At 69.2% G+C, this 25,661-nt stretch carries 27 protein-coding genes; 9 read left to right on the forward strand and 18 right to left on the reverse strand.

Going from position 1 to position 25,661, the window contains the following annotated elements:
* Positions 1-138 precede the first annotated feature (138 nt).
* From AB0M73_RS38985 to AB0M73_RS39000, 4 genes are all read left to right on the forward strand, one after another.
* On the forward strand, positions 139-1,341 hold the full coding sequence (locus AB0M73_RS38985; RefSeq protein ID WP_363902293.1) for a helix-turn-helix domain-containing protein: 1,203 nt from the start codon (positions 139-141) through the stop codon (positions 1,339-1,341).
* 58 nt (positions 1,342-1,399) lie between these two features.
* A complete protein-coding gene (locus tag AB0M73_RS38990) occupies positions 1,400-2,395 on the forward strand; it encodes a hypothetical protein (protein ID WP_363902296.1) in 996 nt (331 codons plus the stop codon).
* Between the two features lie 123 nt (positions 2,396-2,518).
* Positions 2,519-4,258 (forward strand): endoglycosylceramidase, encoded by a 1,740-nt coding sequence (locus AB0M73_RS38995; protein ID WP_363902299.1) that lies wholly within the window; start codon positions 2,519-2,521, stop codon positions 4,256-4,258.
* A 9-nt stretch (positions 4,259-4,267) separates the two neighbouring features.
* Positions 4,268-4,663, forward strand: a complete 396-nt coding sequence (locus AB0M73_RS39000) for a hypothetical protein (RefSeq protein ID WP_363902302.1) — start codon at positions 4,268-4,270, stop codon at positions 4,661-4,663.
* On the opposite strand, the gene AB0M73_RS39005 is transcribed toward AB0M73_RS39000, so the two are convergent.
* Positions 4,653-5,027 carry a hypothetical protein gene (locus tag AB0M73_RS39005; protein ID WP_363902305.1) on the reverse strand — a complete coding sequence of 125 codons (375 nt, stop codon included), beginning with the start codon at positions 5,025-5,027 and terminating at the stop codon, positions 4,653-4,655. The two genes, AB0M73_RS39000 and AB0M73_RS39005, sit on opposite strands and share 11 nt — an antisense overlap.
* Before the next feature lie 346 nt (positions 5,028-5,373).
* Between AB0M73_RS39005 and AB0M73_RS39010 the strand changes: the two genes are divergently transcribed.
* Positions 5,374-5,973, forward strand: coding sequence for a DUF4360 domain-containing protein (locus AB0M73_RS39010; protein WP_198047738.1), 600 nt, complete (start codon positions 5,374-5,376; stop codon positions 5,971-5,973).
* 147 nt (positions 5,974-6,120) lie between these two features.
* On the opposite strand, the gene AB0M73_RS39015 is transcribed toward AB0M73_RS39010, so the two are convergent.
* From AB0M73_RS39015 to AB0M73_RS39085, 15 genes are all read right to left on the reverse strand, one after another.
* A complete protein-coding gene (locus AB0M73_RS39015) occupies positions 6,121-7,539 on the reverse strand; it encodes an FAD-dependent monooxygenase (protein WP_363902308.1) in 1,419 nt (472 codons plus the stop codon).
* Positions 7,539-8,111, reverse strand: a complete 573-nt coding sequence (locus AB0M73_RS39020) for a PadR family transcriptional regulator (protein ID WP_363902311.1) — start codon at positions 8,109-8,111, stop codon at positions 7,539-7,541. Before AB0M73_RS39020 ends, AB0M73_RS39015 begins: the two co-directional genes overlap by 1 nt.
* A gap of 87 nt (positions 8,112-8,198) precedes the next feature.
* Positions 8,199-8,672 carry a hypothetical protein gene (locus tag AB0M73_RS39025; RefSeq protein WP_363902314.1) on the reverse strand — a complete coding sequence of 158 codons (474 nt, stop codon included), beginning with the start codon at positions 8,670-8,672 and terminating at the stop codon, positions 8,199-8,201.
* Entirely contained in the window at positions 8,669-9,151 is a 483-nt protein-coding gene (locus AB0M73_RS39030; protein ID WP_363902317.1) for a hypothetical protein, read from the reverse strand. The genes AB0M73_RS39025 and AB0M73_RS39030 overlap by 4 nt, the downstream gene beginning before the upstream one ends.
* Positions 9,148-10,308 carry an MCE family protein gene (locus AB0M73_RS39035; RefSeq protein ID WP_363902320.1) on the reverse strand — a complete coding sequence of 387 codons (1,161 nt, stop codon included), beginning with the start codon at positions 10,306-10,308 and terminating at the stop codon, positions 9,148-9,150. Before AB0M73_RS39035 ends, AB0M73_RS39030 begins: the two co-directional genes overlap by 4 nt.
* Entirely contained in the window at positions 10,305-11,357 is a 1,053-nt protein-coding gene (locus AB0M73_RS39040) for an MCE family protein (protein ID WP_363902323.1), read from the reverse strand. Before AB0M73_RS39040 ends, AB0M73_RS39035 begins: the two co-directional genes overlap by 4 nt.
* Positions 11,354-12,496, reverse strand: coding sequence for an MCE family protein (locus AB0M73_RS39045; protein WP_363902326.1), 1,143 nt, complete (start codon positions 12,494-12,496; stop codon positions 11,354-11,356). The genes AB0M73_RS39040 and AB0M73_RS39045 overlap by 4 nt, the downstream gene beginning before the upstream one ends.
* The gene (locus AB0M73_RS39050; RefSeq protein ID WP_363902328.1) at positions 12,493-13,503 is read right to left on the reverse strand and encodes an MCE family protein; all 1,011 of its coding nucleotides are present in this window, start codon (positions 13,501-13,503) and stop codon (positions 12,493-12,495) included. Before AB0M73_RS39050 ends, AB0M73_RS39045 begins: the two co-directional genes overlap by 4 nt.
* Positions 13,500-14,534 (reverse strand): MCE family protein, encoded by a 1,035-nt coding sequence (locus tag AB0M73_RS39055; protein ID WP_363902331.1) that lies wholly within the window; start codon positions 14,532-14,534, stop codon positions 13,500-13,502. The genes AB0M73_RS39050 and AB0M73_RS39055 overlap by 4 nt, the downstream gene beginning before the upstream one ends.
* Positions 14,531-15,802 (reverse strand): MCE family protein, encoded by a 1,272-nt coding sequence (locus tag AB0M73_RS39060; RefSeq protein ID WP_363902334.1) that lies wholly within the window; start codon positions 15,800-15,802, stop codon positions 14,531-14,533. Before AB0M73_RS39060 ends, AB0M73_RS39055 begins: the two co-directional genes overlap by 4 nt.
* Positions 15,799-16,605 carry an ABC transporter permease gene (locus AB0M73_RS39065; RefSeq protein WP_363902337.1) on the reverse strand — a complete coding sequence of 269 codons (807 nt, stop codon included), beginning with the start codon at positions 16,603-16,605 and terminating at the stop codon, positions 15,799-15,801. Before AB0M73_RS39065 ends, AB0M73_RS39060 begins: the two co-directional genes overlap by 4 nt.
* Before the next feature lies 1 nt (position 16,606).
* On the reverse strand, positions 16,607-17,368 hold the full coding sequence (locus AB0M73_RS39070; protein ID WP_363902340.1) for an ABC transporter permease: 762 nt from the start codon (positions 17,366-17,368) through the stop codon (positions 16,607-16,609).
* Positions 17,365-18,117, reverse strand: a complete 753-nt coding sequence (locus AB0M73_RS39075) for a glucose 1-dehydrogenase (protein WP_363902343.1) — start codon at positions 18,115-18,117, stop codon at positions 17,365-17,367. The genes AB0M73_RS39070 and AB0M73_RS39075 overlap by 4 nt, the downstream gene beginning before the upstream one ends.
* 9 nt (positions 18,118-18,126) lie before the next feature.
* Complete coding sequence (locus AB0M73_RS39080; protein WP_363902346.1) at positions 18,127-18,987, reverse strand: 3-oxoacyl-ACP reductase; 861 nt, start codon at positions 18,985-18,987, stop codon at positions 18,127-18,129.
* A gap of 80 nt (positions 18,988-19,067) precedes the next feature.
* A complete protein-coding gene (locus AB0M73_RS39085; protein ID WP_363902349.1) occupies positions 19,068-19,259 on the reverse strand; it encodes a ferredoxin in 192 nt (63 codons plus the stop codon).
* A gap of 97 nt (positions 19,260-19,356) precedes the next feature.
* Here AB0M73_RS39085 and AB0M73_RS39090 point away from each other — a divergent pair, with 97 nt between their 5' ends.
* From AB0M73_RS39090 to AB0M73_RS39100, 3 genes are read left to right on the forward strand one after another with little or no spacing between them, the layout of a single operon-like run.
* On the forward strand, positions 19,357-20,538 hold the full coding sequence (locus tag AB0M73_RS39090; RefSeq protein WP_363902352.1) for an acyl-CoA dehydrogenase family protein: 1,182 nt from the start codon (positions 19,357-19,359) through the stop codon (positions 20,536-20,538).
* Between the two features lie 13 nt (positions 20,539-20,551).
* Positions 20,552-21,577, forward strand: coding sequence for an acyl-CoA dehydrogenase family protein (locus tag AB0M73_RS39095; RefSeq protein ID WP_363902355.1), 1,026 nt, complete (start codon positions 20,552-20,554; stop codon positions 21,575-21,577).
* 18 nt (positions 21,578-21,595) lie between these two features.
* Positions 21,596-22,012 (forward strand): hypothetical protein, encoded by a 417-nt coding sequence (locus tag AB0M73_RS39100; protein WP_363902358.1) that lies wholly within the window; start codon positions 21,596-21,598, stop codon positions 22,010-22,012.
* Here AB0M73_RS39100 and AB0M73_RS39105 read toward each other — a convergent pair.
* The gene (locus tag AB0M73_RS39105) at positions 22,009-23,103 is read right to left on the reverse strand and encodes a nitronate monooxygenase family protein (protein ID WP_363902361.1); all 1,095 of its coding nucleotides are present in this window, start codon (positions 23,101-23,103) and stop codon (positions 22,009-22,011) included. The genes AB0M73_RS39100 and AB0M73_RS39105 overlap by 4 nt on opposite strands.
* Positions 23,084-24,730 (reverse strand): acyl-CoA synthetase, encoded by a 1,647-nt coding sequence (locus tag AB0M73_RS39110; RefSeq protein WP_363902364.1) that lies wholly within the window; start codon positions 24,728-24,730, stop codon positions 23,084-23,086. Before AB0M73_RS39110 ends, AB0M73_RS39105 begins: the two co-directional genes overlap by 20 nt.
* A gap of 51 nt (positions 24,731-24,781) precedes the next feature.
* On the opposite strand from AB0M73_RS39110, the gene AB0M73_RS39115 reads away from it, so the two are divergent.
* Positions 24,782-25,582 (forward strand): crotonase/enoyl-CoA hydratase family protein, encoded by an 801-nt coding sequence (locus tag AB0M73_RS39115; protein WP_363902367.1) that lies wholly within the window; start codon positions 24,782-24,784, stop codon positions 25,580-25,582.
* Positions 25,583-25,661 lie beyond the last annotated feature (79 nt).

Genomic DNA, 25,661 nt, shown 5'->3' on the forward strand with positions numbered 1-25,661 from the left:
GGAGTGAAAGGCTTTTCCGCGGTTTTTATCACGATCATGAGCACTTCACTGTCATGGTGGTGACGATTACTGACCGGAGTCAAAACCGGGTCCCGTGTGGCAGAATCACCGAACCACGACAGTTCTGGGGATGAAGCCATGAGAACGACCGCCGAACGGCTGCCCAGGGAATTGGCGACACTGATCAGACCTCAGCTGGCCCCGCTGGCCGAGGACATCGTCCACACCATCCGGGCCACGATCCCGGAGTACGCGAAGCCGCTGGACGGCTGCTACGGGCAGGCCATCCGGCTGGGCGTCGACCAGGCGCTGAAGCAGTTCGTGGACCGCATCGCCGAACCCGACCGGCCCCGCGCCGACTTCGCCGAGGTGTACCGCCAGCTCGGACGGCTGGAGGCCAGCGAGGGCCGCAGCCTCGACTCATTGCAGAAGGCCTACCGCCTCGGCACGCGCGTGGCGTGGCGGCACCTGATTCGGTTCAGGCAGCGCAGCGGCCTGCCCACGGCCATGATGTTCACCCTCGGCGAGGCCACCCTGGCCTACGCCGACGAGCTGATCGCCCTGTCCGTCGAGGGCTACGCCGACATGCAGGCCCGCAGCGCGCAGGGCTTGCAACGGCGGCGCAAGCGCCTGGTGCGGCTGCTGATCAGCGAGGAGGACCGGGACCGCGCCGAGGCGGCCGAGCTCGCCGCCCCCGCCCGCTGGCCGCTGCCGGCGCAGCTCTGCGTCGTGATGCTGGATCGTGTCAGCGGAGACTCCGTGCCCGAGCTGCCGGACACCGTGCTGGCCGATTTCCAGGGCGCGCAGGCCTGCCTGATGGTGCCCGATCCCGACGCCGCCGACTGGTGGTCCCGCTGCGCCGACGCGCTGTCCGGCTGGCGGGTGGTGATCGGGCCGACCACCGCCCTGTCCGACGCCGCCAAGTCATACCGGCACGCGCAGCTGGCCCGGGAGTTGGTGCGGCGCAACACCATCGAGGACTCCTCCCCGGTGCGCTGCGCCGACCACCTGTCCACGCTGTGGCTGCTCACCGACGAGTTCCTGGTCGAGCAGCTCATCCGCACGCGCCTCGCGCCGCTGGCCCCGCTGACCGACAAGCAGCACAAGCGTCTCGGCGAGACCCTGCTGGCCTGGTTGGAGACCCGCGGCGGCGCCCCCGAGATCGCCGCCCGCCTCCGTGTGCACCCGCAGACCGTGCGCTACCGCATGCGGCAGGTGGAGCGCCTGTTCGGGGACCAGCTCCGCTGCCCCGACGCCCGTTTCGAGCTGGAGGTCGCCCTCCGCGCCGCCTCCCTCATCGAGCCCCCACCCCAGGAGCAGGAGGACCGCGAAGCCGGCTAGCACAGCACCTTCAAGTCCTCACCACAGGTTCCTGACATCTCGGCCGTAGCCTGCCGGCATGCGAACCGCACTCGGTATCGGAATTCTCTTCGCCGGCACGGTATTCGTCGCGCCGACGGCGACGGCCGCGGACCATGTGGTGGTGCACGAGCAGGCGGTCAGCGCCGCCGACCAGCAGGCGGTGCTGGCCTACTGGACGCCGGAGCGGATCAAGGCGCTCATCGTGCCGTCCACTGCGCACAACCCGCCCAAGGCCGGCCCCGACGGCGCGCCCTGGACCGGGGAGAACCGGACGGTGGGCCGGCTGTTCTTCACCGACCACGGCGAGGACGCCAGCTGCACGGCGACGGTCGTGGACAGCGCCAACCGCAGCACGGTGGTCACCGCCGGGCACTGCGTGAACAACACGGATCTGTTGGGGGACAACAACGCCTGGAACGCCAACGTGCTGTTCGTCCCCGGCTACCACGACGGCCAGGCCCCGTACGGCACATTCGTCGGCCGGCTCGGCGTGGCCGACGCGACCTGGCTGCGGAACGACCAGCAGGACGCCGTCAAGTACGACCCGTACGACCAGGCCTTCGTGGTGCTGAACCCGAACGCCCAGGGTCAGCGGGTCCGGGACGCCGTCGGCGCCGCCCAGCACATCGGCTTCGACCGGCCCGGCGCCGTCGACCAGTTCCAGTTCGGCTATCCCCGCGCCAGCAGCGATCCCGCCCGTGACAACCTGCCCGAGTACACCGGCGAGCGGCTGGCCTTCTGCCACGGCGTCGCCAAGGAGTACCCGGGCCCGCCCGACTTCCCGGCCGGTCCCGACCAGTGGGGTCCGGCCTGCACCATGGGCGGCGGCTCCAGCGGCGGCCCCCGGATCGCCGACTTCCACCACGGCATCGGCACGGTCGTCGGCGACAACACCCAGGGCGGCTATTTCACGACCGGCACAGACAATGTCTGTGCCACGCCAGATCACTCGGGATGCACGCGACACCTGGTCGGGCCGCAGTTCGGCGGCAAGATCACCAAACCGTTGTACGAACGCGCCCAGCATTCCTGACCTGTCGAACGAGTCGATCAGCGCAAAGAGCATCGAGAAAGGCACCGAACGGCCCATTGACCCCTGCTCACGCTCATCACTACTGTCAAGCGCGAATTTTTTTCATGTTTTACAGGGAGCGTGATGAGGGCACTGATCGCGGTGCTCGCGGCGGCGACGGCTGTGCTCAGCACGGCCCCCGCGGCGACAGCGGTAACGGAAACACGCGGCCTGACCGTCCACAACGGGACCTTTGTGGACGGTCATGGCCGCGAGGTCGTGTTGCGGGGCTTCAACATCGCCGGCGAGGTGAAGCTGGCCGAGAACGGTTTCCTGCCGTTCGCCAGCACAGCCGACGCACAGGCCTCGGCCGCGGCGATGCGCCGGCTCACGGGCGCCAACGCGGTCCGCTTCATGATCTCGTGGGCCGGCGTTGAACCGGTCAAGGGCCAGGTCGACACCGGCTATCTGACCAAGCTGACCGACCAGATGCGGGCCTTCCTGGACGCCGGCTTCGAGGTGCTGCCGGACTACCACCAGGACCTCTACTCCCGCTACCTGTTCAACACCGGCAGCTGGTACAGCGGCGACGGCGCGCCGAAGTGGGTGGTGGACCAGGGCCACTACCCGCAGGAGAGCTGCGGCCTCTGTGTCCACTGGGGACAGAACGTCACGAACAACGGCGCGGTCACCGCGGCCACCAGCGACTTCTGGCACAACGCCAACGGCGTGCAGGACGAGTTCGTCAACCAGGCCACGCAGACCATGCGCTACCTGCACGACCACCTGACGGCCGACGAGTTCGCCGGGCTCGCCGGCATGGACCCGTGGAACGAGCCCTTCGCCGGCCGCTACGACAGCAACCAGACCAGCCAGTCCTGGGAGCAGACGGTGCTGTGGCCGTTCTTCCAGCGCTTCCGGCAGGCCATGGACACCGCCGGCTGGCCGGACAAGCCGGCCTTCGTCGAGCCGAACATGTTCTGGAACGCCAACATCTCGTTCCAGAAGCAGGTCGGCGGCTTCCTCGACACCGGCGCGATGGGCGCCCGCTACGTCTTCAACACGCACTTCTACGACGAGCTGGCGCAGTCGGGCGTGTTCATGCCGGGCAAGGCCGGCGACGGCCAGTACTCGAACGACTTCGGCACGATCCGCGACCGCGCCACGGCACTGGGCACGGCGGCGATCGTCACCGAGTTCGGGCACCCGTTGACCGGCAACACGTCGGACAAGACGCCGACCGTGGACAAGGCGATGTACCAGGCCCTGGACTCACGGCTGTCCGGTGCGAACTGGTGGAGCCACCCGGCGCAGTCCGGCCCGGTGCTGTCGGGCACGCAGTGGCACTGGGATGTCTACAGTGGACAGCACCACGAGCTGATGAACGACAACCCGAACAAGGTGCAGACCACGGCCGACGCCTGGAACGGCGAGGACTACTCGGCCGTGCAAGGAAATCAGCTCCGCCAGGATTCGCGGCTGCTGGACCGGCTGTACCCGGCGGCGGTGGCCGGCCACACGCTGGCGTTCACCTACGAGGACCGGTCGCGCGACGGCAGCCAGGTGCTGACCTGGAACCCCGTCCCCGGCTCCATGCCCGCCACGTCGACGATCGTCGGCAGCGGCCGCTACGGCGTGCTGGTGTGGCAGGGATCGGCCTCGGACGCCCCGACGGAGCTGCACGTGCCGGCCGACATGAACGCAGTGGTGGTCTCGGATCTGACGGCCTCCCGGGCCGGCGACCGCCTGCAGCTGCCGGCCACGCCGGGGCTGCACTACGCGCTCGTGGCCGAGTCGGCGGCGACGCCGTCGGATGCCCAGCTGGCCGCCGCCCGTGCCGAACTCGCCCGCTGGGCACCCTCAGCCACTGCCGGGAACTCCTAGAATCGCCGCATGGCCGAGGGCACGCCGCTCGATCGCAAGCTCGGCATCAAGCCGGGCCACTTGGTGACGCTGCGGCATGCCCCGCCGGGGTGGTTGTTCCCGGACGTGACAGTGCAGGAAGGCGAGGACGACATCGCCGGGGCAGATGTCGTCCTCGCCTTCTACCGCCACGCCGACCTCAGTGACGACGTCACCACCCTTGCGTCGGGACTGGCGGTGGCGTCGTCGCTGTGGGTCTGCTGGCCCCGCCGCGCCGGTGGTCACCGCAGTGACATCACCGACAACCTGCTGCTCGAACTGCTGCTGCCGACCGGGCTGGTCGACGTCAAGGTCGCCGCGCTGTCACAGGACTGGTCGGGCCTGAAGTTCGTGTGGCGCAAGGAACTCCGGGCCCTCAGGACGTGACGTCGTGGTCGTGGCGGCGACCGATCACGGTGGTGTCCTGCTCCCGCTGGGTGATCTCCTGCTGCGTGCTGAGCTGCTCCGCGAGCCGGTCGCGCTCACGGGCGGCGTCGTTGGCCTCCCGCCGCGCGGTCCGGTAGTCGGCCCGCGCCGCCCGACGGCGACGGCCGGCCACGGCCACCATCCACACGCCGAGGCAGAAGACCAGGGCGATCACGATGCCGCCGAGAAAGATCTGCATATCGTTGGCGTTCGCCACGTGTTGCCCGAACGCGGTGATCTCGTGCCCGGCACCGGAGCCGTTGAACGCCACCGCGGTCACCGCTGCGGCGACCGACAGCACGATCAACACGAGTCCGACGATCATGGCCGTTCACCTCCACTGGGGGCCCGTCCGGCCCGATGGCTGCGGCTACCCGTTCAGCGCCGACTCAAACGCGTCCGCCGAACGGAGTCGCCGAGTTTGGGCAGTCGCAGCATCGGCGTGAGCGTTTACCGATAGCCCGTACGCAGCAAGACACGGAAAGCCGTTTCCGACACGTAAAGCAACCGAGGTCAATTCATCCCACCATCGGACAACGGGCCGTTTTCATGTTCCACCGTTCAGTGGGTGCTCCGTTGTTACGACTGCGCTACCGTGAGCCACGCGTGCGATCCTGTCGTGAAAAGTATTGGGAAGGAAACCCATGCTTACTACGATGGCGGCTACCGGTATGGCATTATCGATGATCTTTGCCCCGGTTTCCGCTCCCGATTCCGCTCCGCCTTCAGGTCCGGTCACCGTCAACGTCGTGACGGTCAACGGATCCGGGTGCCCCGCCGGCACCGCCGCCGTGGCCGTCGCCTCGGACAACTCCGCGTTCACCGTCACCTACAGCCAATACCTGGCCCAGGCCGGGCCGCAGTCGGCGCCGACGGACATCAGGAAGAACTGCCAGCTGTCCCTGCGCGTCCATGTCCCCCAGGGGTTCACGTACGCGATCGCCGAGGCCGATTACCGAGGCTTCGCCGATCTTCACTCGGGCGCCTCCGGCATGGAACAGGCCAACTATTACTTCCAGGGCACGTCGCCGACGGCGCGCGTCCCCCACCGGTTCTCGGGTCCGTTCTTCAACGACTGGGAGACGGTCGACAGGACCGATGTCGCGGCATTGGTCTTCGCGCCCTGCGGCGTCGACCGGAACCTCAATGTCAACACCGAGCTGCGTGTCGCGGCCGGCACCTCGGACCCGTCGACCACCAGTTTCATGACGATGGACTCGACGGACGGAAGCGTTAACACCATTTATCGCTTCGCCTGGAAGGAATGTTGATCTTTTTCGGCCGGATCGGTGGCGCTCCCCCGGCGCCACCGACCCGCTGACGGCTTCCCGGCCTCGTCGGCGTCCTCCGCACGCGGCGCCCGGTCAGTCCCCACCGGCGCCCGGTTCCAGCCGCCGAACCGGGCGGCGGCGGGCTCCTCAGGCCGGCACCAGCCCGAACCAGCGGGACAGCGCCGCCGCCAGCGGCCCCGGCTCGGCCCGGCCGTCGGCGGTGGCCAGCCAGGCGACGTGGCCGTCCGGCCGGACCAGCATCGCCGCGACCTGGCCCTCGTCCATCGACTCGGTGTCCAGCGGCTCGGCCCGCACCACGTCGACCCGGTCCAGGGGCGGATGGTCCAGCCCACCGAAGTCGAGCAGCAGTCCGGAGCCGCCGCGCAGCAGCTTGGCGACACTGGTCGGACACCCGTCGATCGCGATCGGAATGTCCGGAGCCATTCGCCCGAGCCACGGATGAGTGGCGAATTCGCCCATCTCGTACCGGGTTTCCACCCCGGTCGCGAGTTCGGCCAGGTATCGGCCGACGCTGTCGAGCTCGCTCAGTTCGGCGAACAGGTCGCGCAAGGGGCCGATCCCGTCGCCGGCGAGCAACGCCTGTGCCTGCGTGTGCAGCAGGACTCGCGCCCCGGCCGCATGCCGCTCGCGGTGGTACGTGTCGAGCAGTTCCGGCGAGGCCCAGCCCTGCACGGCGGCGGCCAGCTTCCAGCCCAGGTTCATCGCGTCCGCGATGGCCAGGTTGACGCCCTGCGCGCCGGCCGGCGGGTGGATGTGCGCGGCGTCGCCGGCCAGCAGCACGCGTCCGCTGCGGTACTGGGCCGCCTGCCGGGCGGCGTTGCCGAACCTGGTGAGCCAGCGCGGTTCGGCCATCTCGACGTGCCGGCCGAGCGCTTCGTCCACAGTGGAATTGAGCTGTGCCAGGGTGATCGGCTCGGCACGGTCGAACACGGGGTCCGCCACCACGACACGGACGTAGCCTGGGCGCGGGATCACGAAGACGCCGCCCTCATGCTTACCGGGGACAAGATCGGTCTCGACGTCGCCGAGCATGACGTAACGAGTGGTTGGCGTGCCAGGGAAATCGATGCCGGCGAGCTTGCGCACCGCGCTGCGGCTGCCGTCGCAGCCGACCAGGTACCGGGCCCGGAGCTCGCCGTTGACGGTGACGCCGCTGTCGTCCTGGGTGAAGCTGTGCACGGCTTGGCCGCGGCGGATGTCCACGCCGAGCTCGGCGGCGTGCTCTTCGAGGATCTCCTCGACGCGGGTCTGCGCGATGCCGAGCGTGTACGGGTGTTCCCAGCCGAGATTGCCGATGTCCAACGGCGCCGGCAGGCCGCCGAAGGACGTCACCGGAACCTTGTGGCCCTCGGCGATGAAGCGGTCGGCGATGCCCCGCCGGTCGAACGCGTCCAGGCTGCGGGCGTTCAGGTTGAAACCACGGCAGAATCCCGGTCTCCGCGGTTCGCGTTCGAGCAACACGGTGCGCACGCCGACCATCGCCAGCTCACAGGCCAGCGTCAGCCCGGCCGGCCCGGCGCCGGCGATCACCACATCGGTGTCCATCACTGCTCCTCCCCCGGTTTCGGCCACGCGATCGTGCCCGCGGTCATCTCGGCGGCGGCCTGTCGCAGCCACTCCACTTCCGCGCGGCGCATCGCCTGCGCGTACTCCACCTCGATCATGAACAACCGCCGCAGGGTGATCCCCTTCAGCTGGTCGTCGGTCTGCCTGACGGATTCCTCCAGCCGGTCGGCCCGCTCGGTGAGCGCGGCGACGGCGCCCTCGACGCCGAGCACACCGACGTAGCTGACGGCGGCGATGAACTTCGGGTACTCGTTGACCGGCATCCGGATCAACTCGTCGATCCACTTCTGGAACTCGGCCAGCCCCAGCTCGGTGTACTCGTAGACGGTGCGTTCCGGCCGGTTGCCGTCCCGCACGATCTCCACCGCGCGGATCCACCCGTCCCGCTCCAGCCCCTCGACCACGTCGTACAGGGAGCCGGTGGTGACCTTGAAGCTGGTCTCCTTGTTCCGCTCCCGCAGTCGCTGCGCCATCTCGTACGGGTGCGACGGCTCCTCGATCAACAGCCCCAGCACCGCCAGCGCCAGCGTGTTGCGGCTTCTCCTGCCCACGTCCACTCCTCGGATCCGACTACTCGGAACCGACTATATGACCGCTGTCAACCGCGAGTCCCGCTCTCGGGCACCCGAGTCACAGGTTCAGAGCACGGTCAGGCCGGTCACCCGCCAGGTGTCGCCGGTCCGATGCGCGACCACCCTGAGCTGGGCCGATGTCGAGGTGTTGCCGTTGTCTCCCGTTCGCACGGCCTGCTGGTCCACGAACACCAGCAGCGTCGCGTCGTCGGCGTGGAGCTCCCGCACCGCTATCGCGCGGACGGTGCTGACCAGGACCAGTTTCTGGGCGGCCGCCTGCGTGCGGACCTGCTCGAACAGCTGCTCGTACTGCCGCATGGCATCCCCGACGAGGACGCTTCGCGCCGCCTTCTCGGTGCGGGCGGTGTCGGTGTAGTCGTAGGAGAAGGAGTTCTCGACCGCCTTCTTGACCTGGTCCTTGACCTGGCTCGTGGTCGCCGTGTCGACCAGCGCCGTGTTGGTCATCGGCGGCGCCTGGTCGACCCAGAACCAGACCGCCGCGGCGATGGCCACGACGACGACCGCCGCCGCGGCCCTCACTCGATCACCTGCACGGTCCCGGTCTTCCAGCCGTCCTCGGTGCGGGACAGCACCGCATCCACGCGGCTCTTTCGTACGGAGGGCTGACCGTCAGCCTGCCTGATCGTCACCTCGACTGCCACAAGCACGGTCGCCGTGCCGGCGCGAGTGTCCACCGTGTCCACCGCCGCGTCGACAATCTTGGCCGTGGACACGGTTTTCTGCTGCTTGGTCGCCGCGACGTCACTGTCGTGCTGATTGGTCAACTGGTTGAGCAGATTGCCGGTGGTGACCCGCTGCCACTGCGTGAAATCGTCCTCGGCCTTGCGGTAGTCGACCGTGTTGAGGGTCTTGATCTGGTCCGAGGCCGTCGCCAGCACCAGGTCCCGGGTCTGCGCGTAGGTCACGGCGTCGGAGTGATCGGACTGCCACCAGTTCCAGGCCGCCCAGCCGGCGCCCAGCACGGCCAGCAGCGCGACGACCGCGAGGACCCGGTTCATCCCGACAATCCCAGCAGCTGCGCCATGTTCGTCGGCGACGGCGTGGTCGTTGTGGTGCCGAGGGCGCCCGGTAGCCGCGGTGTGTTGCCGCGCGGCACGTTCTGCGAGCCCCGGACATCGATCGGGCTGTTGGGCGGCTCCGCGCAGTAGGCCTGGGCGTTGGCCGCCTTAGGCGCCGTGCTGTTGGCCGGCCGCTCCTGCGTCGTCTCGTAGCCCTTGGTGCAGGGGAAGGGATTGAAGAAGTTCAGCACCAGTCCCAGGTGCCCTGTGCCGTCCGGCGACAGCCCCGGCGTGAACGCCGTGATCACCGGATAGGCCACCAGCAGCTCCTCGACACCGGCCGTCCTCGACGAGGTGATCGCCGTTGTCGTGTACAGGTTGGCCAGCACCACGCTCAGATTCCGCCCCGAGGACCGGAGGATGTCGTCCACCGGCTGCGCCGCGGCCGGCGCCGCGCTGATCAGCGACCGGATGTCGGCGTCGGATCCCTTGAGCTGCGCGGCAACCTTGTTCAGCGACTGGGCGAATGAGGTGATCGCCGCCGCGTCCTTGTTCTGCGTCCACAGCACAGCCTTGCCGTCGCTCAGCAACGCCTTCGTCTGCGGCAGGTTCCTCGCCGCCTCGGTCGTCAGGCTGCTGCTGGCGTCCAGCAGTTTCTGCAGGTCCGGCCCCGTCCCGGTGAACGTCTTGTCCAGCTCGTCCACCACGACCTTCAGCTTGTCCGCCGGCACGCTCTTGACCAGGGCGTCCAGATTGGACAGCACCTGGTCCGGGCTCGGCGGCAGCGTCGTCCGCTCCTGCGGTATCACCGATCCTTGGCTGAGATAGGGCCCGTTGTCGTCCTGCGGCTCCAGGTCGATGTACTGCTCCCCCACCGCCGACCGATTGGCCACGACCGCTTTGGCGCTGGCCGGAATGTGCGGCGCGGCGGCATCGATCGTCAACACGGCCTGTACGCCCGCGCTCGACAGCTTGAGCTGGTTGACCCGCCCCACCGTCACGCCCCGGTAGGACACCTCCGCGTTGGGGAACACCCCGCCGGAATCGCTGAGCTGCACGGAGATCTGGTAGCCCGGCGTCTCCAGGAACCGGTACAACCCCACGATGCCGGCCAGCGCGACCACGAGGAACACGGCCAGTTGGACGCGGAGTCTCATCCCACACCCCCGATGATCGGCGACTGCGGGCCGAGTAGGGAGCTGAGGTCCAGGTTGAACCGGATGTCCGAGTTGAAGTAGTCGCCCTTCACATCGTTGGCCGCGTAGTCGCTGAACGGGTAGGTGGCCAGGTACTCCAGCGCCGCCGGCAGCTTCGAACCGGTCTCGGCGAGCTTCTGCAGCACCGGCTGCAACTGCCGGAGATCACCGACCAGGTCGTCGCGGCTGCGGTTGATCGTGTCCACCGCCACCGACGACAAGTGATCCAACGCGTTCAACATGCTGGTCAGCTCGGTGCGCTGCTCCGTGACGACTTTCAGCCCCGACCCCAGCCCGTCCAGCGCCGTGGCCACGTTGTCCCGCTGCCCGGCCAATGTGGTCGTCAACCGGTTCATGGCGTCGATGGCCTTGACGATGTTGTCCTTCTGCCCGTCCAGGTCCCGCACCAGATTGTCCACTTGGGACAGAAAGGACCTGATCTGCGGCTCGTTGCCGGTCATGGCCGCGTTGAGCTCACGGACGATGTTCTGCACCTGCCCGATGTCGCCCCCGTTGAGCAGCAGCGACAGCGCTCCCAGCACCTCTTCGATCTCCGCGCTGCGGGCGGTCCGGTCCTTCGTGATCACCGCGCCGTCCCGCAGCTCGCCGGCGGCCTGCGCCGGCGCGGTCAACTGCACGTACTTCTCCCCCAGCAGGCTGGACTGGCCGAGCTGCGCGCCGGTGTTGGCGGGCAGCCGTACCGAGCCGTTGATCAGCACGTCCACCTGCGCGGTCTTGTTGTCCGGCGCGAGGTCGATGCGGTCGACCCGCCCCACCGGCACGTCGTCGACCTTCACGCTCGACTGCGGCACCAGATCGAGGACATCCGTGAACTCCACGGTCACGTGATAGGGGTGATCGCCGAGATCCGCGCCGCCGGGCAGAGGCGTGTCGTAGAGGCTGCAGCCGGTCAGGAGGAGAAGGGGAACGACCACGATGGCCAGCGAGCGCCGCCTCAGGCCGCCACCATTGCCGGCGGACAACGACCGGTCGGCCGGCCCCGCCCTCATTTTCCTCCCCCCAGCAGCGGCAGCGGCAATGGAGGCAGCTTTCCCTGTTGCAGCGCCGACAACACGTCCGCCGCCGACGGCAGATGGAGGGTGCCGTCCAACAGCGGCGCGATCTGCTTGCACAGGTCGGCGAGGGTGGCGGGGATCTGGGTGGGGGTGCTGCGCTGGAGGAGCTGGCACACCATCATCACGGGCGGATATGTGAGTTCGTTGATGTTGCCGCGAACCGCGATGGAACCGGACTTGGCGTCGTAGGCGTTGACGAAGTTGGTGGCGGCGGTGGGGGCCACGTCGAGCACCTCGGCCAGGGCGGCCCGCTGGTCGACAAGAGTCTTGGTGATGGCGGCGAGGTTGTCGACGTTGGTCTGGATGAGGCCCTTGTTGTCGGTGAGGAAACCCTGCACCTTGGTCAGGGCCGCGGCCAGCGAGGACACGGCGGCGGCGAGTTGCTGGCGGTTGTCGGCGAGGAAGCCGGTGGTGTCGGCGAGACGGCCGGTGAGGTCGTGGACCTGCTGATCGCTGGACGCCAGCGTCGACGTGATCTGGCTGAGGTTGTTGACGGTGCCGAACAGGTCGCCCTTGGAGTGGTCGAGGGTGCTGGCGGCCGAAGAGAGCTGCTTGAGGGTGTTGTTGAGGGAATCGCCGGTGCCGGAGAGGTTGGCGGCGGCGGTGTCGACGAGGTTGGACAGGGCGCCGTTCTTGTTGGCGCCGGACGGGCCGAGGGCCTGGCTGAGCTGATCGACGCTGGTGAACAACTGGTCCAACTCGACCGGGCTGGCGGTGCGATCGCGGGACAGCGTGGAATTGGGCGGCAGCTCGGGGCCACCGTCGTACGCGGGCGTGAGCTGCACGTAGCGGTCGCTGACCAGACTGGGAGCGATGACCACGGCGTGCACGGAGGCCGGGATCTGCACGTCACGGTCCACAGTGAACCGAACCTTGACCTGACCACCGACGGGCGTCACGGAGTCGATCGTGCCGACCTTCACGCCGAGCACCCGCACGGCCGAACCTGAGTACAGACCAATGGTCTTGTCGAAGTACGCGGTGACGACGGTGCCGGAAGTCGGGGCCAGCCAGAGGAAACCGCTGGCCAGCACCAGGGCGACGACGCAGGCGATGGCGAGGACGCGCGTCATTTCGACCCCAGGCTCGGATCGGCCAGCGGCGTGGAGCAGCCGCCGGGGTTGAACTCCAGGCCGGCAGTGGTCTGCGCGGGTGGCAGCAGGCCGCAGATGTAGCCGTCGAACCAACGGCCGGTGCCGATGGTGTTGTTGAAGACCCGGACGAACGGGGCCAGCGAGGCCAGGGCCTGGTTGAGGTTGTCCTGGTTGCGGGCGAGCACGGCCGTGACCTCGTCCAACTGGTCCAGCGCCGGCTTGAGCTGGTTCTGGTTGTCGGTGACCAGGCCGCTGAGCTGCTTGGCCAGCTGCTGGGTGCCGGAGAGCAGCTGGGCGATGGCCTGCTTGCGTTGCTGCACAACGCCGAGCAGCAGATTGCCGTCGTCGAGCAGCTTGGTGATCTCGGCGTCGCGGGAGGCCACCGTGGCGCTCAACTGGTTGGTGCCGGCCAACATTCCGGCGATCTGATCGTCACGGGACGCGATCGTCGTGGACAGTGACGACAGCCCGGCGGCGGCCTGCTTCAACGGCTCCGGCGTGTCCTTCAGGGCGTCCGAGAGCACCTGGAAGCTGGCGGCGAGCTGGGTCGGGTCGATCTGGCCGACGGTGCTGCCGAGCTGGTTGATCGCGTCGGTGACGTCGAACGGCGACAGCGTGCGGTCCTTGGGAATGGTCTGCCGCGGATCCTGCGCCTGGGTGCCATCCGGTTGCAGCGCAAGGTACTTGTCCCCGAGCACGGTCCGGATCTGGATGGACGCGCTCGACTTGTCGCCGAGGAAGACGTCGCCGACCCGGAACTCGACCAGCACCTTGTTGCCGGCCAGCGACACCCGCCGCACCTGCCCGACCTTCACGCCGGCCACGCTGACCTCGTTGCCGGCGACCAGGCCGGCCGACTCGCTGAAATAGGCGGAGTACGTGGTGCCGCCGCCGATGATCGGCAGGTCGTCGGCGTTGAACGCGGCCAGCACACCGAGCGCCAGCACGACCACCGTGACCAACCCGACCAGCGCTTCCCGCCTCATGGGCCACACCTCGCCGGCATCTGGGACACCGGGAACGGCACGATCGGCAGCGCCACGCCCAGCGAGCCGACGCTGATCGAGCCGGACAGCCGGCACAGGTAGTAGTTGAACCAGCCGCCGTAGCTGGCGGTCCGGGTGAAGGCCTGGAGATCGCCGGGCAGCTTCTGCAGGAACTTGTCCAGCGTCGGATCGGCGTGGTTGAGCAGGGTCGACACCTGGCCGAGGTTGCCGATGTCCTGTTGCAGCGACGGTCGGGCCTGGGCCAGCAGGTCGGAGGTCGCGGTGGTCAGGCCGTCCAGCGCGGTGATCGCGTCGGCGATCGGCTGGCGGTCCTCGGCCAGGCCGCTGACCAGCTGCTGCACGGTCGAGATCAGGCTCGACAGCTCGGCGCCGCGGCCGTTGATGGTGGCCAGCACGGCGGTCAGGTTGTCGATCACCTGGCCGATCACCTTGTCCCGCCCGGCAATGGCCGAGGTGACGGAGGCGGTGTGGGCCAGCAGGTCGTTGATGGTGCCGCCTTCGCCCTGCAGCACCTGGATGATCTCGTACGACAGCTGGTTGACGTCCTTGGGCGACAACGCCTGGAACAGCGGCTTGAACCCGTTGAACAGCGCGGTCAGGTTCAGCGCCGGCTGGGTGCGGCTCAGCGGGATCGTCGTGCCCGGCTCCAGGACCGCGTTCGGGTCGCCGACGTCGGTGCCGAGGGAGATGTAGCGCTGTCCCACCAGGTTCCGGTACTTGATCGTGGCCGTGGAGGACGCCGGCAGCTTGCGGTCGGCGGCCAGCTCGAAGGTCACCTCGGCGTTCTTGTTGTCCACCAGCGCGATGTCGTCGACCTGTCCTATTCGGACACCGGCGACACGGACGTCGTCACCCTTGTTCAGGCCGCTGACGTCCGTGAAGACCGCGTGGTACCGGGCGGTATTTCCCAAGCTGGCATTGACGATGGTGGCCGCGAGCATGCCGGTCAGCAACACGGTGACCACCGTGAAGAGGGTGATCTTCACACCGGCGCCGAGGGTGGATCTCATTTCAGCGTCACCTCCGAGCCGCGCAGCAGCGGGCCGACCACCAGCGAACTCCAGCCGGGCGCGTCCTGCGGCATCACGCCGAGTTGGGGAGCCATCAGGAGATTGAGCAGCTGCTGCTCAGCCGGCGAACCGGCGACGGACCCGGTGGCGGCCTGCACGGTGGTGCCGGCCGGCGGATGGGTGGATCCGTCCTGGATGGGTCCACCGGGCGGGTACTGCGGGAAAAGGTTGCCGGCACTGGCTTTCTGGTAGCACTGCGGCCCGCGGGTGTCCAGGTACTTCGGCGTGTCCACGCCCGGCTTGTACGCTCCGCGGCTGGCGGTGATCGACAGCGTGAACTTGCCCATCTGCGGGTGATCCGTGCCCTTGCCGAAGGTGAAGTCGGCGTTGGCGAGCTGGTCGGCGAGCTGCCCCAGCACACAGGGATACTCCGGCGCGTACTTGGCCAGCACGGCCAGAGTCGGCGCGGCCGAGGCGGCGAGGCCGATCACGTTGGCCTGGTTGACCCGCAGGAAGCTGTCCAGATCCACCGCCGTGGTCGTGACCACGGAGTACAGCGTGTCCAGCTGGGTCCGCTGATCGACCAGGGTCCGGCTGGTCGTGGTCAGATCGGCCAAGGCGTGCAGGAAGTCCGGCGCAGCCGTCGAATACGTGTCGGCGACCTGCGACAGGGCGGCCAGATCGGCGTTCAGGTCGGGCAGCCACGGCGCCAGCTGCTTGAGGTAGGAGTCGGCCTGGGTCAACACCTCGCCGAGCTGCTTGCCGCGACCGTCCAACGCCTGTGACAGCGCGGTCAGAGTGCCGGCGAGCTTCTGTGGTTGCACGGCCTGGAGCACCGGCATCAGATCGTCCAGCACCTTGCTGATCTCGATGGCCGAGCTGCTGCGGTCCTGCCCGATCACCGCCCCGGCCTCGATCGGCGCGGCCGGGCGGGTGGGAATCTGCAGCGCCACATAGCGTTCGCCGAACAGGGTCTTCGGCAGCAGCCGGGCTGTCACGTTCGCCGGCACCTGATCGACCAGATCCGGTTGCAGCGCAAGGTCAAGCGACGCCACGCCGCCGTCGGTGCCGACGGAGCGCACCTCGCCGACGACCACGCCCCGCACCTTGACGTCCGCGCCGGGAGTGAGCTGGTTGCCGACCGAGTCGGCCTTCAGGGTCACGTGCACGGCCGGTGTGAAGGCCTTCTCGTAGACGGCGACCGTGAACGTCAGGAAGGCCACGATGACCACCAGGAAGGCCGCGCCGAACACGTGGTATCGGTTCATCCGGCGATCCGCACCGTCGTGGACGAGCCCCAGATCGCCAGGCTGAGAAAGAAGTCCAGCACCGTCTGCGACACCAGCGCCGCCCGCACCGCCCGGCCGACCGCGACGCCGACACCGGCCGGCCCGCCGGTGGCGGTGTAGCCGTAGTAGCAGTGCACGAGGATCACCACGACGCTGAACACCATGACCTTGCCGAAGGACCACAACACGTCTTCCGGCGGTAGGAACAGGGCGAAGTAGTGGTCGTAGGTGCCGGCGGACTGCCCGTAGAACAGCACGGTGATCTCGCGGGAGGCCAGATAGGAACAGAGCAGACCGATGACGTACAACGGAATGACCGCGGCGACGCCGGCAATCATGCGGGTGGTGACCAGGTACGGCAGGCTCGGCACGCCCATGACCTCCAGCGCGTCGACCTCCTCGGAGATGCGCATCGCGCCGAGCTGAGCCGTGAAGCCGCAGCCCACCGTGGCCGACAGCGCCAGGCCGGCCGACAGCGGGGCCACCTCGCGCGTGTCGAAGTAGGCCGAGATGAACCCGGTCAGCGCCGAGGTGCCGAGCTGGTTGAGGGCCGAATAGCCTTGCAGGCCGACGATCGTGCCGGTGAACAGGGTCATGCCGATCATCACGCCGAGCGTGCCGCCGATGACCGCCAGCGCCCCGCTGCCGAAGCTGACCTCGCCGAGCAGCCGCAGCACCTCCCGCGGGTAGCGGCGAATCGCCTGCGGCGCCCACGCGATGGCCCGGCCGTAGAACGCCATCTGGCGGCCGAGGTTCTCCAGTTGCACTGCGGGCGTGGTCATGTCACATGCCCTTCGGCGGGACCAGCTGGAGGTAGATGCCGGTCAGCACCACGTTCACCAGGAACAGCAACAGGAAGGTGATGACCACGGCCTGGTTCACGGCGTCGCCGACGCCCTTCGGGCCGGCCGACGGGTTCAGCCCGCGGTAGGCCGCCACCACGCCGGCGATGAAGCCGTAGATCACGGCCTTGAGCTCGCTGACCATCAGGTCCGGCAGCTGGGCCAGCGCGTTGAAGCTGGCCAGGTAGGCGCCGGGCGTGCCGCCCTGCAGGATCACGTTGAAGAAGTAGCCGCCCAGCACGCCGACCACGCTGACCAGGCCGTTGAGCAGGATCGACACGAACATCGCGGCCAGCACCCTGGGCACGATCAGCCGCTGCACCGGCGGCACGCCCAGCACCCGCATGGCGTCGATCTCCTCGCGGATGGTCCGCGCGCCGACGTCCGCGCACATCGCCGAGCCGCCCGCCCCGGCCACCAGCAGCGCCGTGATCAGCGGGCTGGCCTGCTGGATGATCGCCAGCGCGCTGGCCGCGCCGGTGAACGACTGGGCGCCGATCTGTTTGGTCAGCGAGCCGAGGTGCAGCGAGATGACCGCGCCGAACGGGATCGCCACCATCGCCGTGGGCAGGATGGTGACGCTGGCGAAGAACCAGGACTGGCGGATCAGCTCCCGCCACTGGAAGGGCCGCTGCGGCACCGACCGCACGACGTCCCAACCCAGCAGGGAGATCCGCCCGACCTGACGGAACGCGACGATCATGACGGGGCCAGGGCGTGGGTCGCGGCCGCCCCGCCGTCCACCGAGAACTCGCCGCCGGTGCAGTAGGAGCTCTCGTCGCTGGCCAGGAACAGCACCACGTTGGCGACCTCCTCGGGCCGGCCGGCGCGCTGGATGGCCAGCTTCTTGAGCACCGGCGTCATGTCCATCTCGTGGCCGCCCAACGCGGTCTTCACCATGTCGGTGTCGATCGCGCCGGGATGCACCGAGTTGACCCGGATGTTCTTGCGGCCCAGCTCCACCGCCGCCACCTTGGTCATGCCGCGGATGGCGAACTTGGAGGCGGAGTAGGCCACCAGCAGCGGCATCGCGGCCAGACCCTCCACGGAGGACACGTTCACGATGGAGCCGCCGTGCTCCTTCATCAGCGGCACCGCCGAGCGCATGCCGAGGAACGTGCCGATCTGGTTGATCCGGATCACGCGCTCGTAGTCGGCCAGGGTGGTCTTGCCCAGCGGCGAGAAGTGCAGTACGCCGGCGTTGTTGACCAGCACGTCCAGCCGTTCCAGCTCACTGGTGACCTGGGCCCAGTCCTGCTCCGAGCCGACGTCGAGGTGCCGGTAGTCGGCGGCGTCGCCGAGTTCGTCGGCCAGCGCCTTGCCGGCGTCGTCGTTGACGTCCGCGATGATCACGCGGGCGCCTTCCGCGACGAACCGCCGCGCCGCGGCCGCGCCCTGGCCCCGGGCCGCGCCGGTGATCAGCGCGGTCTTGCCGTCGAGTCGTCCCGTCATGGCCGTCTCCTAACCGAGGGACAGAACTTCGGTGCAGGCGAAGGTGCGCGCCGGGTCACGGTCGGCGAAGTAGCCGCCGACGGCGGCCCAATCGCCGTCGGCCGCGCGGAAGACCTGTTCCACGGCCGGGGCGGCGATCAGCGCCACCATGCCGCCGTGCACGACGAAGAGCTGCCCGCTGATGTGGTCGGCGGCCGGCGAGGCCAGGTAGGCCACGAACGGGGCAACGTGTTGCGGCGAAAGGGGATCCACGCCCTCCGGCGCGTCGCCGAAGACGTTCGCCGTCATGGCCGTGCGGGCGCGCGGGCAGATGGCATTGGCCTTCACGCCGTAGCGGGCCATGCCTCGCGAGGTCGCCACGGTCAGCGCGACGATGCCGGCCTTCGCGGCCGCGTAGTTGGGCTGCCCCTCCGAGCCGAGCAGGAACGCCTCCGACGAGGTGTTGACCACGCGACCGTACACCGGCTGGCCGTCCTGTTTGGACTTCTGCCGCCAGTAGGCCGAGGCGTTGCGGGACAGCAGGAAGTGGCCGCGCAGGTGTACGCGGATCACCGTGTCCCACTCCTCGTCGGACATGTTGAACAGCATGCGGTCGCGCAGCACACCGGCGTTGTTCACGACGATGTGCAGGCCGCCGAAGCCTTCCACCGCCGCCTGCACGAGCGCGTCGGCCGTGGACCGCTCGGCGATGTCGCCCAGCACGACCTCGGCCTTGCCGCCCAGCTCCTCGATCTCCGCCAGCACACCGGATGCGTCGGCCACGTCGCCCAGCACCACCGACGCGCCGGCCGCGGCCAGGGCCAGCGCCTCGGCCCGGCCCAGTCCGGCGGCCGCGCCGGTGACGATCGCGACCTTGCCCGCCAAGTCCACTCGCCGCTCCTAGTCGCCGGGAATCACCGCGGTGTTACCCAGGCCACACTAGAATCTGTTCTCGTTCTGGGCAAGACCGGTCAGCCGGTCACGCGCAGCGCGTTGCGCGGACAGCTGGCCACCGCGACCCTGACCCGCTCGGCCAGCTCGGCGTCGGCCACCACCTCGCCGATCACCAGCTCCTCGTCTTTGTCCAGCGTGAACACCTCGGGAGCGGCCGCGACGCACAGGCCGTTCGCCTCGCACAGATTTCGATCGACTTCGATCGCCACGACCGCCTCCCGTTGCCTGTGATTGGGCGCGATTCACGGTAACACCGTGCTACGGTGACTAGAACACGTTCCACCTCGCCGAGCCGGGAGGCCGCGGATGCGGATCGCGTACACCCCCGAGCAGGAGCGGCTGCGCGCCGAACTGCGGGCGTACTTCGCGGAGCTGATGACGCCGGAGCGGCGGGAGGCCTTGGCCACCGCCAGCGGCGAGTACGGCGACGGCGCCGCCTACAAGGAGGTCGTCGCCCAGCTGGGCCGGGACGGCTGGCTGGTGATCGGCTGGCCGGCCGAGCACGGCGGCCAGGACCGGTCCATGCTGGAGCAGCTGATCTTCCTCGACGAGGCGGCCGTGGCCGGCGTGCCGGTGCCGTTCCTCACCCTCAACACCATCGGGCCGACGATCATGCGGTTCGGCACGCCGGCGCAGAAAGCCGAGTTCCTGCCCCGGATCGCCGCCGGTCGGGTGCACTTCGCCATCGGCTACTCCGAGCCCGGCGCCGGCACCGACCTGGCGTCGCTGCGCACCCGCGCGGTGCGGGACGGCGACGACTACGTGATCAACGGCCAGAAGATGTGGACCAGCCTCATCCAGTACGCCGACTACGTGTGGCTGGCCGCCCGCACCGACCCGGATGCCCAGAAGCACAAGGGATTGAGCATCCTGATCGTGCCCACCGACGCGCCGGGTTTCAGCTGGACGCCCGTGCACACCATGGCCGGCCCGACCACCAGCGCCACCTATTACCAGGACGTGCGGGTCCCCGCCACGGCGCTGGTCGGCGAGGAGCACCGGGGTTGGCCGCTGATCACCAACCAGCTCAACCACGAGCGGGTCGCCCTGACCTCCGCCGCCCCCGTGCTGACCGCGCTGCACGAGGTCACCGCGTGGGCGCAGCGGACCAAGCTGCCCGACGGCAACCGCGTGATCGACCAGGAGTGGGTGCAGCTGCATCTCGCCCGGGTGCACGCGAAGGCCGAGTTCCTCAAGCTGATGAACTGGCGCATCGCCTGGGGCGTCAAGCAGTCGCCCAGCCCCGCCGACGCGTCGGCCACCAAGGTCTTCGGCACCGAGTTCGCCACCGAGGCCTACCGGCTGCTGATGGAGGTGCTCGGCACGAACTCCTTGGTGCGCCAGGGATCGCCCGGCGCCCTGCTGCACGGGCGGATCGAGCGGATGCATCGGTCGTCACTGATCCTGACGTTCGGCGGCGGCACCAACGAGGTGCAGCGGGACATCATCGCCGCGGTGGGCCTCGGCCTGCCCGTCGGCCGGCGCTGAAAGGGAACCTCCGGTGGACTTCGAGTTTTCGGAAGCGCAGCGGGATCTCGCCGCCATGGTGCGTGAGCATCCACAGTGGACCGACCTGGCGGCGTCCGGCGTGCTGGCCGCCGCCCTGCCCGAATCCGCCGGCGGCAACGGTTTCGGGCTGTTGGAGCAGTGCAGTGTGCTGGTCGAACTCGGCCGTGCCGTGTCGTCGGCGCCGTACCTGCCGTCCATCGTGCAGGCCGCGTCGACGGTGGCCCGGTTCGGCACGGCCGAGGCCGTCGACCGCTGGGTGCGGCCGGCGCTGACCGGGTCGACCGTGCTGTCGGTCGCCTTGTCCGAAGAGAACAACGACGATCCCCTGGCTCCGGTTACGCGGGCCTCGCAGGTCGATGGCGGCTGGCGGCTCACGGGGACCAAGTCGCTGGTGCCGCCGGGCGAGGTCTTCCTGGTTCCCGCCAGCACTTCCGACGGCCTGCGGCTGTTCCTCGTCCGCGCCGACGAGGCTTCCGTGCTGCCGCAGGAAGTTGTCGACGGCGACGACAGCTGCCTGCTCGACCTCGCCGACGTGCACCTCGACGACGACCGCGTGCTGCCCGGCGAGGCCGTTTCCTTTGCCCTGCACCGGGGCGTCGTCGGGCACTGCGCGCTGCAACTCGGCGTCGTGGAGCGGGCGTTGGAGATGACCACCGAGTACGCCCGGACGCGGCAGCAGTTCGACCGCCCCATCGGCAGCTTCCAGGCCGTCACCCAACGGCTTGCCGACGCGTACATCCAGGTCGAGGCCATCCGGCTCACGCTGTGGCAGGCCGCGTGGCGGCTCAGCGAGGGGCTGCCCTGCGACACCGAGCTGGCCACCGCCAAGTTCTGGGCGGCCGAGGGCGGGCACTACGTCGCCCACACCGCCGTCCACGTCCACGGCGGCATGGGCATCGACCTCAGCCACCCCCTGCACCGGTACTTCACCGCCGCCAAACGTCACGAGTTCGCCCTCGGCGGCGCGACCACCCAGTTGCTGCACATCGGATCCGCCCTGGCGGCCACCCCCGTGTAGTGCCGCTATCATCACGCTGTGCCACTGAGACTCCGGATGAGCGTGCTCTCGCAGGTGGCCATCATCGTGGCCAGCTGGATTCTGCCGTTCGGGGTTTTTGTGCTGGCCGGTCCGCTGCTTTCCGGCGCGCTGGAGATTCCCGCGCTGGTCGTGGCGCTGCTGGTCGCCGTCACGCTGAGCGTGCGCGGCACGGAGTGCGGCGTCGACTGCACGCCCGACACGATCAGGGTGCGCGGCTGGGTCCGGACGGTGTCCATCCCGACCAGCGCGGTCACCGGCGTGGACCAACGCCGCAACACCCTGCTCTGGACGGACCCGGGCGGCGTCGAGCGGCGGACCCGGGTCCACGCGTTCGGGCGATCCCGCAGCGGGCGGCACGATCCGCACAGCCAGGAGTCGCTGGAACGGTTGGCCGATTGGGTGGGCAGCCGCTAGCGCAGCTTGTCGAGCCTGGTCAGGGTCTCGTCGAACTCCCGCAGCAGATCGGCCATGACGGCGGCGACGGGCCGGATCTCGTTCATGCGGCCGACGATCTGGCCGACGGGCATGGAGACGACGCTGGGGTCGCCGGAGCGGGTGATGCGCTGGTGGGCGTCGGCGACGAGCAGGTTCTGCAGCGGCATGGGCAGCGGCTCTGGGGCGTCGGGCCGGGCCCAGGCCTCGGTCCAGCGGGTCTTGAGCAGCCGGGCCGGTTTGCCGGTGTAGATGCGGGTCCGCACGGTGTCGCTGGAGCCGGCGGCGAGCAGGGCCTGTTGGGTGGCGGAGACGGGCAGACCCTCGGCGTACTCGGCGGTGGTGAGCCAGCACGAGCCGAGCCACCCGCCGGAGGCGCCGAGGGCGAGGGCGGCGGCGAGCTGACGACCGCTGCCGATGCCGCCGGCGGCGAGGACGGGAACGTCTGAGCCGACGGCGTCGACGATCTCGGGCACGAGGACCATGGAGGCGATCTCGCCGGTGTGGCCGCCGGCCTCATAACCCTGGGCCACCACGATGTCGACCCCGTTGTCGACGTGCCGGCGGGCGTGTTCGGCCTTGCCGGCGAGGGCGGCGACGGGGACGTCGTGGCTGTGGGCCAGCTCGATGACGTCGACCGGCGGGGAGCCGAGGGCGTTGGCGATCAGGCGGATGGGATGCCGCAGGGCAACGTCCACATGGGACCGTGCGACGGAATGGAGCCAGCCCAGGACGCCGGTGCTGTGGGAGTCCAAGGGTGGCACGCCGAGTTCGAGCAGGGTGCGCTCGACGAAATCCCGGTGCCCCGGGGGAATCAGGGCGTCGAGGTCGATGGCGGTGCCCTCGGTGGGGACCTTGGCCGGCATGACGACATCGACGCCGTACGGCCGCCCGTCGGTGTGCTCGTCCATCCACGTCAGCGCGGCATCCAGCTCGGCGGGGTCGTTGAACCGGACGCAGCCGAGCACCCCGAGCCCGCCGGCACGGCTGATGGCCGCGGCGACGTGCTCGGACGGCGTGAAGCCGAAGATCGGGTGCTCGATGCCGAAGCGGTCACACAGTTCCATGCGCACGGGAGCCTCCAAGGCCGGCGGTGGTCTGCACCTCGACGCTCGGCGCGCGGTTGGCGACGAGTTCCTTCGCCCAGCGATAGTCGGGCTTGCCGCTGGGCAGCCGGCTGATCTCGTCGACCAGCCAGATGCTGCGTGGCACCTTGTAGCCGGCGATCTGGTGCCGCGCATGGGCATCCAGGTCGTCGAAGGACAGTGTCCGATCGGGGCGGGTCTGCACGACGGCGGCGACCCGCTGGCCGAGGCGGTCGTCGGGGATGCCGAGAACCAGCGCGTCGAAGACGTCGGGATGCGACTTCAGGACGCCCTCGACCTCCTCGGGGAACACCTTCTCCCCCGCGGTGTTGACGCACATGTTGCCGCGCCCCAACAGCGTCACCGTGCCGTCCTCCTCCAGCCGGGCGAAATCTCCCGGCACGGCATAGCGTTTGCCGTCCACCTCGACGAACAGGGACGCCGACTTCTCCTCGTCCTTGTAGTAGCCGATCGGAATGTGGCCGCCACGGGCCAGCTTCCCGATCACGCCGGCCGGGGCGGGCCTGCCGTCGTCGCCGAGCACGATGCTGGAGGGATCGGCCTTCACGCGCGGGCCGCCGGTCTGCGGCGCGCCGCTCTGGACGACGCCGATGCCGGTGAAGCCGGTCTCCGACGCGCCGATGGCGTCGGTGATCACGACGTTCGGGAAGGCGGAGACGTACTCCTCCTTGACGGCCTTGGAGAACAGGGCCGCACTGCTGGAGATCGCCGCCAGCGACGACGCGTCGTAGTCACCGTCCCGATAGGACTCGATCAACGGCCGCGCCATGGCGTCGCCGACGATCATCATGACCTGGACCTTGTGCTGCTGCACGGCCTGCCAGATCTCGTCGGCGTCGAACTGTGGCAGCAGCACGACGGTGCTGCCGGTGAACAGCGCGCCGAACACGCCCCACTGGGCGGCGCCGTGGATCATGGGCGGCGCGCACAGCCGGACCAGGCCGTAGGCCTGGCCGGCGCGGGCCTGCTGCCACTCGTCCTCGACGGGGACGCCGGTGATGAAGTCGATGCCTCCGCCGAGCACACGCCAGACGTCCTCCTGACGCCACAGCACGCCCTTGGGGTAGCCGGTGGTGCCGCCGGTGTAGAGGATGTAGATGTCGTCCGGGCTGCGCTCCGGGAAGTCCCGGGCCGGGCTGGCGCCGGCCAGCGCGGTCTCGTACTCGACCGCGGAATAGGACACGTTCTCGTTCGAGCCGTCCTCGGTGTAGACCACATGCCGCAGCCCCGGCACGTCCGGCAGCACCTCGGCCACCAACGGCGCGTAGCGGCGCTCGTGGACCAGCGCGACGAGGTCGGAGTTGTCGAACACGTAGCGCAGCTCGGCGCTCGTGTAGCGGTAGTTGATGTTGATGGCGACGGCCCGCAGCTTGTACGCCGCGAGCATGCTTTCCACCATCTCAATGGAATTCCGCGAGTGCACCCCGACGTGGTCGCCGGGCTTGACGCCCGCGGCCGCGAGGTGGTTGGCCAGCCGGTTGGCTCGTTCGTCCAACTCCGCGTAGGTCACCCGGCGTGGGCCGCAGACCACCGCGGCGCGCTCGGGGACGAGATCGACTGCGTGCTCCACGAGGTCTGCGATGTTCAGGGCCACCCCTGCAAACTAGAACGTGTTACTGTTTTCGGCAATCCCCTGGGAGGCTTGATGACGGCGACGCAGGAGTCCGAGCACTGCCTGGTAGACCAACGAGGCGGCGTGCTCGTGGTGACGATGAACCGCCCGGAGGCGCGCAACGCCCTGTCCGGCCCGATGATGGCGATCATGCGCGAGGCCTGGGACCGCGTCGATTCGGACGACAGCGTCCGGGTCTGCGTGCTCACCGGGGCCGGCGGCGCGTTCTGCGCCGGGGCCGACCTCAAGGCCATGACCGCCAGCCATCCCGGCGACTCCTTCTCCGGCGGCGGCTGGGACCTGTCGGTGATCGAGCCGCTGCTCAAGGGCCGCCGGCTGACCAAGCCGCTGATCGCCGCGGTCGAGGGCCCGGCCATCGCCGGCGGCACCGAGATCCTCCAGGCCACCGACATCCGCGTCGCCGGCGAGAGCGCCCGGTTCGGCGTGTCCGAGGCCCGCTGGGGCCTGTTCCCCCTCGGTGGCTCCGCCGTCCGCCTGCCGCGCCAGATTCCCTACACCGTCGCCGCCGACCTGCTGCTCACCGGCCGCCACATCACCGCGGCCGAGGCGCTGAGCTTCGGCTTGATCGGTCACGTCGTCCCCGACGGACGGGCGCTGGCCAAGGCGTTGGAGCTGGCCGACACCATCGCCGCCAACGGCCCGTTGGCCGTGCAGGCCATCCTGCGCACCATCCGCGAGACCGAGGGCCTGCCCGAGAACGAGGCGTTCAAGATCGAGGCCCAGCACGGAATGCGCGTCTTCCTCAGCGAGGACGCCAAGGAGGGCCCGGCCGCCTTCGCCGCCAAACGCAAACCCGAGTTCAAAGGCAAGTGAACCCCCGCGAGTCACGCTCTCAGACACCATGAATGTCGGTTTCGGGCAGAACTGAACCTGAAGGCTCAGTTCTGCCCGA

Source organism: Kutzneria sp. NPDC051319 (assembly GCF_040682195.1).
In the GTDB taxonomy this organism is placed as follows: Bacteria; Actinomycetota; Actinomycetes; order Mycobacteriales; family Pseudonocardiaceae; genus Kutzneria.

Coding starts and splice junctions, on each gene's coding strand:
- AB0M73_RS38985 (WP_363902293.1), top strand. CDS start 139: ATGAGAACGACCGCCGAACGGCTGCCCAGGGAATTGGCGACACTGATC.
- AB0M73_RS38990 (WP_363902296.1), top strand. CDS start 1,400: ATGCGAACCGCACTCGGTATCGGAATTCTCTTCGCCGGCACGGTATTC.
- AB0M73_RS38995 (WP_363902299.1), top strand. CDS start 2,519: ATGAGGGCACTGATCGCGGTGCTCGCGGCGGCGACGGCTGTGCTCAGC.
- AB0M73_RS39000 (WP_363902302.1), top strand. CDS start 4,268: ATGGCCGAGGGCACGCCGCTCGATCGCAAGCTCGGCATCAAGCCGGGC.
- AB0M73_RS39005 (WP_363902305.1), bottom strand. CDS start 5,027: ATGATCGTCGGACTCGTGTTGATCGTGCTGTCGGTCGCCGCAGCGGTG.
- AB0M73_RS39010 (WP_198047738.1), top strand. CDS start 5,374: ATGGCATTATCGATGATCTTTGCCCCGGTTTCCGCTCCCGATTCCGCT.
- AB0M73_RS39015 (WP_363902308.1), bottom strand. CDS start 7,539: ATGGACACCGATGTGGTGATCGCCGGCGCCGGGCCGGCCGGGCTGACG.
- AB0M73_RS39030 (WP_363902317.1), bottom strand. CDS start 9,151: ATGAACCGGGTCCTCGCGGTCGTCGCGCTGCTGGCCGTGCTGGGCGCC.
- AB0M73_RS39035 (WP_363902320.1), bottom strand. CDS start 10,308: ATGAGACTCCGCGTCCAACTGGCCGTGTTCCTCGTGGTCGCGCTGGCC.
- AB0M73_RS39040 (WP_363902323.1), bottom strand. CDS start 11,357: ATGAGGGCGGGGCCGGCCGACCGGTCGTTGTCCGCCGGCAATGGTGGC.
- AB0M73_RS39045 (WP_363902326.1), bottom strand. CDS start 12,496: ATGACGCGCGTCCTCGCCATCGCCTGCGTCGTCGCCCTGGTGCTGGCC.
- AB0M73_RS39050 (WP_363902328.1), bottom strand. CDS start 13,503: ATGAGGCGGGAAGCGCTGGTCGGGTTGGTCACGGTGGTCGTGCTGGCG.
- AB0M73_RS39055 (WP_363902331.1), bottom strand. CDS start 14,534: ATGAGATCCACCCTCGGCGCCGGTGTGAAGATCACCCTCTTCACGGTG.
- AB0M73_RS39060 (WP_363902334.1), bottom strand. CDS start 15,802: ATGAACCGATACCACGTGTTCGGCGCGGCCTTCCTGGTGGTCATCGTG.
- AB0M73_RS39065 (WP_363902337.1), bottom strand. CDS start 16,605: ATGACCACGCCCGCAGTGCAACTGGAGAACCTCGGCCGCCAGATGGCG.
- AB0M73_RS39070 (WP_363902340.1), bottom strand. CDS start 17,368: ATGATCGTCGCGTTCCGTCAGGTCGGGCGGATCTCCCTGCTGGGTTGG.
- AB0M73_RS39075 (WP_363902343.1), bottom strand. CDS start 18,117: ATGACGGGACGACTCGACGGCAAGACCGCGCTGATCACCGGCGCGGCC.
- AB0M73_RS39090 (WP_363902352.1), top strand. CDS start 19,357: ATGCGGATCGCGTACACCCCCGAGCAGGAGCGGCTGCGCGCCGAACTG.
- AB0M73_RS39115 (WP_363902367.1), top strand. CDS start 24,782: ATGACGGCGACGCAGGAGTCCGAGCACTGCCTGGTAGACCAACGAGGC.